This is a genomic window from Enterovirga sp. (assembly GCF_035325185.1).
In the GTDB taxonomy this organism is placed as follows: domain Bacteria; phylum Pseudomonadota; class Alphaproteobacteria; order Rhizobiales; family Beijerinckiaceae; genus Enterovirga.
In genome coordinates this window covers 1-5,443 of sequence record NZ_DAOLAJ010000147.1, presented here as the reverse complement: position 1 = coordinate 5,443, position 5,443 = coordinate 1, and the positions used below count along the sequence as shown (strand labels likewise).

Sequence of the window (5,443 nt, the reverse complement as noted above, 5' to 3'; positions counted from 1 at the left end):
GCCGGCATGAAGGACTCGAAGGTCATCGTCGCCATCAACAAGGACGAGGAAGCCCCGATCTTCCAGGTCGCCGATTACGGCATCGTCGGAGACCTCTTCAAGGTCCTCCCCGAACTCGACCAGGAACTCGCGAAAGCCAAGTCCTGAATCTTCCCCGCAACCTCATGTTCGGATAGCAAGCCGCCATGACCATGGATATCCGAACCGTCGGTGTCGTCGGCGCCGGGCAGATGGGCAACGGGATCGCGCATGTCTGCGCGGTCGCGGGGCTCGACGTGCGCCTCAACGACATCTCGGAAGAGAAGCTCAACCAGGCGCTCGCCACGATCGACGGCAATCTCGCCCGGCAGGTGTCCCGGGGCGGGATCAGCGACGAGGAACGCCGGCGCGCGATGGCGCGCATCGTCGCCGTGAAGTCCTACGAGGGCCTCGGCGATTGCGACCTCGTCATCGAGGCCGCGACGGAGAACGAGGAGATCAAGCGCAAGATCCTCGTCGAGTTGTGCCCGCTGGTGCGGCCGGACGCGATTCTCTCCACCAACACCTCGTCGATCTCGATCACGCGCCTCGCCGCCGCGACCGACCGTCCCGAGCGCTTCATCGGCATTCACTTCATGAATCCGGTGCCGATCATGCAGCTCGTCGAGCTGATCCGGGGCATCGCGACGGAGGACGCCACCTTCGAGGCGGCCCGCGGCTTCACGGGCAAGCTGCACAAGACGACGACGGTCTCGGAAGACTTCCCGGCCTTCATCGTCAACCGCATCCTCCTGCCGATGATCAACGAGGCGATCTACGTCCTCTACGAGGGCGTCGGCTCGGTCGAATCCATCGACACCGCGATGCGGCTCGGCGCCAACCATCCGATGGGGCCGCTCCAGCTCGCCGATTTCATCGGCCTCGATATCTGCCTGTCGGTCATGCAGGTCCTGCATGACGGCCTCGCCGATACGAAATACCGCCCCTGCCCACTCCTCGTGAAATATGTCGAGGCGGGCTGGCTCGGCCGCAAGACCAAGCGCGGCTTCTACGACTATCGCGGCGAGCATCCCGTCCCGACGCGCTGAGCGGCGTCCTGCCGGGGCTGGCCTTCAGCCGGCCCCGCCCCGCACCACCCGGACCTTTCCCTCCCCCGCCGCGACGCTCCCGATCGCGGCGGCGCGGGGATATCCGGCATGGTGGATGGCCGCGAGGAGAGCCTGGGTCCGCTCGGGCGCGCAGGCGACGAGGAGACCGCCCGAGGTCTGGGGATCGGTCAGGAGATGGCGCTGCCACAGGGGCAGGTCCGGCGGCAGGACGACATTCTCGCCATAGCTGTCCCAGTTGCGCGGGGAGGCGCCGGTGACGAGGCCGGATTCCGCCAGGGCCTCCGCCTCGCCGAGGAAAGGCAGCGCGTCGTAGTCGACGAGGAGATCGATCTTCGAGCCCCGCACCATTTCGAGCCCGTGGCCCAGGATGCCGAAGCCCGTGACGTCGGTGATCGCGTGGATTCCCGGATCGCGCGCCAGCTCGGCCCCGATGCTGTTCAGCAGCGTCGTCGTCGCGATCAGCTCCGCATAGGAGCAATCGGACAGCTTCTCCTTCTTGAAAGCCGCCGAATAGACGCCCACGCCGAGCGCCTTGGTGAGAATCAGGGAATCTCCCGCCTTCGCCCCCGCGTTCCGGCGCACGTCCTGCGGGCGGCAGATGCCGATGACGGCAAGGCCGTAGATGGGCTCGGGCGCGTCGATCGAATGGCCGCCCGCGACAGGAATGCCCGCCTTGGCGCAGACCGCCCTCCCCCCCTCCAGGATGCGCCGCACGGTCTCGATCTCGATCTTGCCGAGCGGCATGCCGAGAATGGCGAGCGCCATGATCGGCTTGGCCCCCATCGCATAGATGTCGGAGATCGCGTTGGTGGCCGCGATCCGGCCGAACTCGTAAGGATCGTCGACCACGGGCATGAAGAAATCGGTGGTGGCCACGATGCAGGTCGTCTCGTCCACCTGCCAGACGGCGGCATCGTCTCCGGTCTCCGTGCCGACGAGAAGCTGCTTGAACTGGGCGGGCGCGGCGCCCGCCAGCAGTTCCTGGAGGACCGAGGGCGCCAGCTTGCAGCCGCATCCCCCGCCATGGGCGAGGCTGGTCAGGCGGACAGGCTGGGCCTGAACGGAAGCATTCATTCTCGACTCCCTGGAATAGTCCGCGGCCGGCGCAGATGCAGGATCGGCCTTCGACGTCACCGCTTGACGATGCGGAACACGAAGAGCCCCCCCTCCCGCCGCTCCTGCGCGGCGAGGAGATGGCCCGTCTGGCGGGCGAAATGCGGCACGTCGATCTCGGTCAGCGGATCGGTGCATTCGAGCACGAGGGCACCGCCGGCCGGGAGGGCCCGCAGGGCCGTCTTGGCCCGCAGGACGGGCTGCGGACACCACAGGCCCCGCAAGTCCAGAACCACATCCGAAACGGTCTCGCCTCCCATGCCGCAATCCGACCTCCCGCGCCGGACAGCATACGCGATCCCGCCCCGTCCGGCGAGCCGGGCCAGGGCCGCGCCGAAAGCGGAAAAACTGCACGCCCATCGTTATATATGACAGGACATGACGATACTTTATGCCCATCTTTTGCGTGCGGCTTCTTTGATCTAGACTGACTCGCAAGTTCTCTTGCGGCGCACGCGTCCGGTGCGCCGGCGGAGGTCAACGGGAGGAGTCTCCTCGATGAACATGGAGCTCTCGCGGCGCGCTTTCATGCGCGGGGCGGGTGCGGGTCTCGCCGGCACAGCGATCGGAGCGCTCGGCTTCGGCGACATCGAGGCGGCTCACGCCTCCTCGATCCGCGCCTACAGGCTGGTCGGCACCACCGAGGCCCGCAACACCTGCACCTATTGCTCCGTCGCCTGCGGCATCATCATCTATTCCCGCGGCGACATCACCAAGGGCGAGAAGACGGAAGCTCTCCATATCGAGGGCGACGTCGACCATCCGACCAATCGCGGCACGCTGTGCCCGAAGGGCGCGGCCTTGCTCGACACGGTGAAATCGGCCACCCGCCTCACCCAGCCCAAGGTCAGGAAGCCCGGCTCGGACCGCTTCGAACCCGTCTCCTGGGACGCCGCGCTCGACCGCATCGCCCGTCTCATGAAGGACGACCGCGACCGGAACTTCGTCGAGAAGAACAACGACGGCGTCACGGTCAACCGCTGGATCACCACCGGCTTCCTCGCGGCCTCGGCGACCACCAACGAGACGGCCTTCGTCACCTACAAGGTGGTGCGAAGCGCCGGCATGCTGGTTTTCGACAATCAAGCGAGGGTTTGACACGGCCCCACGGTGTCCAGTCTGGGCCCGACTTTTGGCCGTGGTGCGATGACCAATTCGTGGACCGACATTCGGAACACGGACCTTGTCGTGGTCATGGGAGGAAATGCGGCGGAAGCGCATCCTTGCGGATTCAAATGGGTCACGGAGGCGAAGGCCAACCGGGGCGCGAAGCTGATCGTCGTCGATCCGCGCTTCACGCGCACGGCCTCGGTCGCGGATTTCTACGCCCCCATCCGGCAGGGCTCGGATATCGCGTTCCTGCTCGGCGTGATCAATTACTGCATCCGCAACGACAAGATTCAGTGGGAATACGTCAAGAACTTCACCAACGCGAGCTTCCTCGTGAAGGACGGGTTCTCATATTCCGACGGTCTCTTCGTCGGCTATGACGAGCAGAAGCGCGACTACAACCGCTCGGAATGGGAGTACAAGATCGGCGAGGACGGCTTCGTCCAGGTCGATCCGACGCTCCAGGACCCGCGCTGCGTCTGGAGCCTCCTGAAGGAGCACGTCTCCACCTACACGCCCGACCTGGTCGAGCGCATCTGCGGCACGCCCAAGGCCAAGTTCCTGAAGATCGCCGACATGATCTCCGAGACCTCCTCGCCCGACAGGGCGATGACCTCGATGTACGCGCTCGGCTGGACCCAGCATTCGAAGGGCTCGCAGAACATCCGCTGCATGGCGATGCTGCAATTGCTGCTCGGCAATATCGGCATCCGCGGCGGCGGCATGAACGCTCTGCGCGGCCATTCGAACATCCAGGGCCTCACCGATATCGGGCTCATGTCGAACCTGATTCCGGGCTACCTGACCCTGCCGATGGAGAGGGAGGTCGACCGCGCGACCTACATGTCGACGCGCGGCTTCAAGCCGCTTCGCCCCGGCCAGATGAGCTACTGGCAGAATTACGGCAAGTTCTTCGTCTCGTTCCAGAAGGCCATGTGGGGCCCGGCTGCGACGGCGGAGAACGACTACGCCTACGACTACCTGCCCAAGCTCGACGTGCCCGGCTACGACGTCCTGCGTGCCTTCGACCTGATGCACCAGGGCAAGATGACCGGCTATTTCTGCCAGGGCTTCAATCCGCTCCTCGCCGTTCCCAACCGGGCGAAGCTGACGGCGGCCCTGTCCAAGCTGAAATTCCTCGTCACCATGGACCCGCTCGAGACCGAGACGGCCCGCTTCTGGGAGAACCACGGCGAGCACAACCCGGTCGAGACGGCCAAGATCCAGACGGAGGTGATCCAGCTTCCCACGACCTGCTTCGCGGAGGACGAGGGCTCGCTGGTCAATTCCGGCCGCTGGATGCAGTGGCACTGGCCGGGCGCGACGCCTCCGGGCGAGGCGAAGACCGACATCTGGATCATGGCGCAGATCTGGAAGCGGCTGAAGGCGCTCTACGAGAAGGAGGGCGGCAAGTTCGCCGATCCGCTCACCAAGCTCCACTGGCCCTATGCGGACCCGGACGAGCCGGCCCCGGCGGAGGTCGCCAAGGAACTCAACGGCTACGTCGTCGCGGACGTGGCCGATCCCTCCGACCCGTCCAAGACCCTTCTCCGGAAGGGCAAGCAGCTCGCGAGCTTCGGGCTGCTGCGCGACGACGGCACCACCGCCGCCGGCTGCTGGATCTATACGGGCAGCTACACCGAGGACGGCAACATCATGGCGCGCCGGGACAATGTCGATCCCGACGATGCCGGCTTCTACACGAAATGGGCCTTCTCCTGGCCGGCCAACCGGCGCATCCTCTACAACCGCGCCTCCGCCGACATGGCCGGGCGGGCCTTCGACCAGACCCGCAAGATCATCGAGTGGGACGGCTCGAAATGGGCGGGCTACGATGTGCCGGACATCGCGCCGACCGCCCGGCCCGAGACGGTCATGCCCTTCATCATGAATGCGGAGGGGACCTCGCGCCTCTTCGCCCGGGGCATGATGCGGGAGGGCCCCTTCCCGGTCCATTACGAGCCCTTCGAATCCCCCGTCGTGAACCTGATCGCGCCGAAGATCCGGGGCAACCCGGCCTCCCGCGTCTTCAGGGGGGACATGGAGCAGTTCGGCGAGGCGCGGGAATTCCCCTATGCGGCGACCTCCTACCGCCTGACCGAGCATTTCCACTACTGGACCAAGAACAACCA

Annotated in this window: 4 protein-coding genes and 1 pseudogene; 3 read left to right on the top strand and 2 right to left on the bottom strand. The window is 65.8% G+C overall.

The genetic code is table 11. The annotated features are described in order from the left end of the window. Positions 1 to 147, top strand: a pseudogene (locus PKD06_RS18090) (electron transfer flavoprotein subunit alpha/FixB family protein); the annotation flags it as partial. Positions 148 to 185: 38 nt separating this feature from the next. Then, positions 186 to 1,067, top strand: coding sequence for a 3-hydroxybutyryl-CoA dehydrogenase (locus tag PKD06_RS18085; RefSeq protein ID WP_324382598.1), 882 nt, complete (start codon positions 186 to 188; stop codon positions 1,065 to 1,067). Between the two features lie 24 nt (positions 1,068 to 1,091). Here the strand turns inward: PKD06_RS18085 and selD are convergent, their stop codons facing one another. Beyond that, entirely contained in the window at positions 1,092 to 2,162 is a 1,071-nt protein-coding gene (gene selD / locus PKD06_RS18080) for a selenide, water dikinase SelD (RefSeq protein WP_324382596.1), read from the bottom strand. A 56-nt stretch (positions 2,163 to 2,218) separates the two neighbouring features. Beyond that, positions 2,219 to 2,461 (bottom strand): sulfurtransferase TusA family protein, encoded by a 243-nt coding sequence (locus PKD06_RS18075; RefSeq protein WP_324382594.1) that lies wholly within the window; start codon positions 2,459 to 2,461, stop codon positions 2,219 to 2,221. A 238-nt stretch (positions 2,462 to 2,699) separates the two neighbouring features. Between PKD06_RS18075 and fdnG the strand changes: the two genes are divergently transcribed. Further along, on the top strand, positions 2,700 to 5,443 hold a 2,744-nt coding region (gene fdnG, locus PKD06_RS18070), incomplete at its 3' end, for a formate dehydrogenase-N subunit alpha (RefSeq protein ID WP_324382592.1).

Coding starts and splice junctions, on each gene's coding strand:
- PKD06_RS18085 (WP_324382598.1), top strand. CDS start 186: ATGACCATGGATATCCGAACCGTCGGTGTCGTCGGCGCCGGGCAGATG.
- selD (WP_324382596.1), bottom strand. CDS start 2,162: ATGAATGCTTCCGTTCAGGCCCAGCCTGTCCGCCTGACCAGCCTCGCC.
- PKD06_RS18075 (WP_324382594.1), bottom strand. CDS start 2,461: ATGGGAGGCGAGACCGTTTCGGATGTGGTTCTGGACTTGCGGGGCCTG.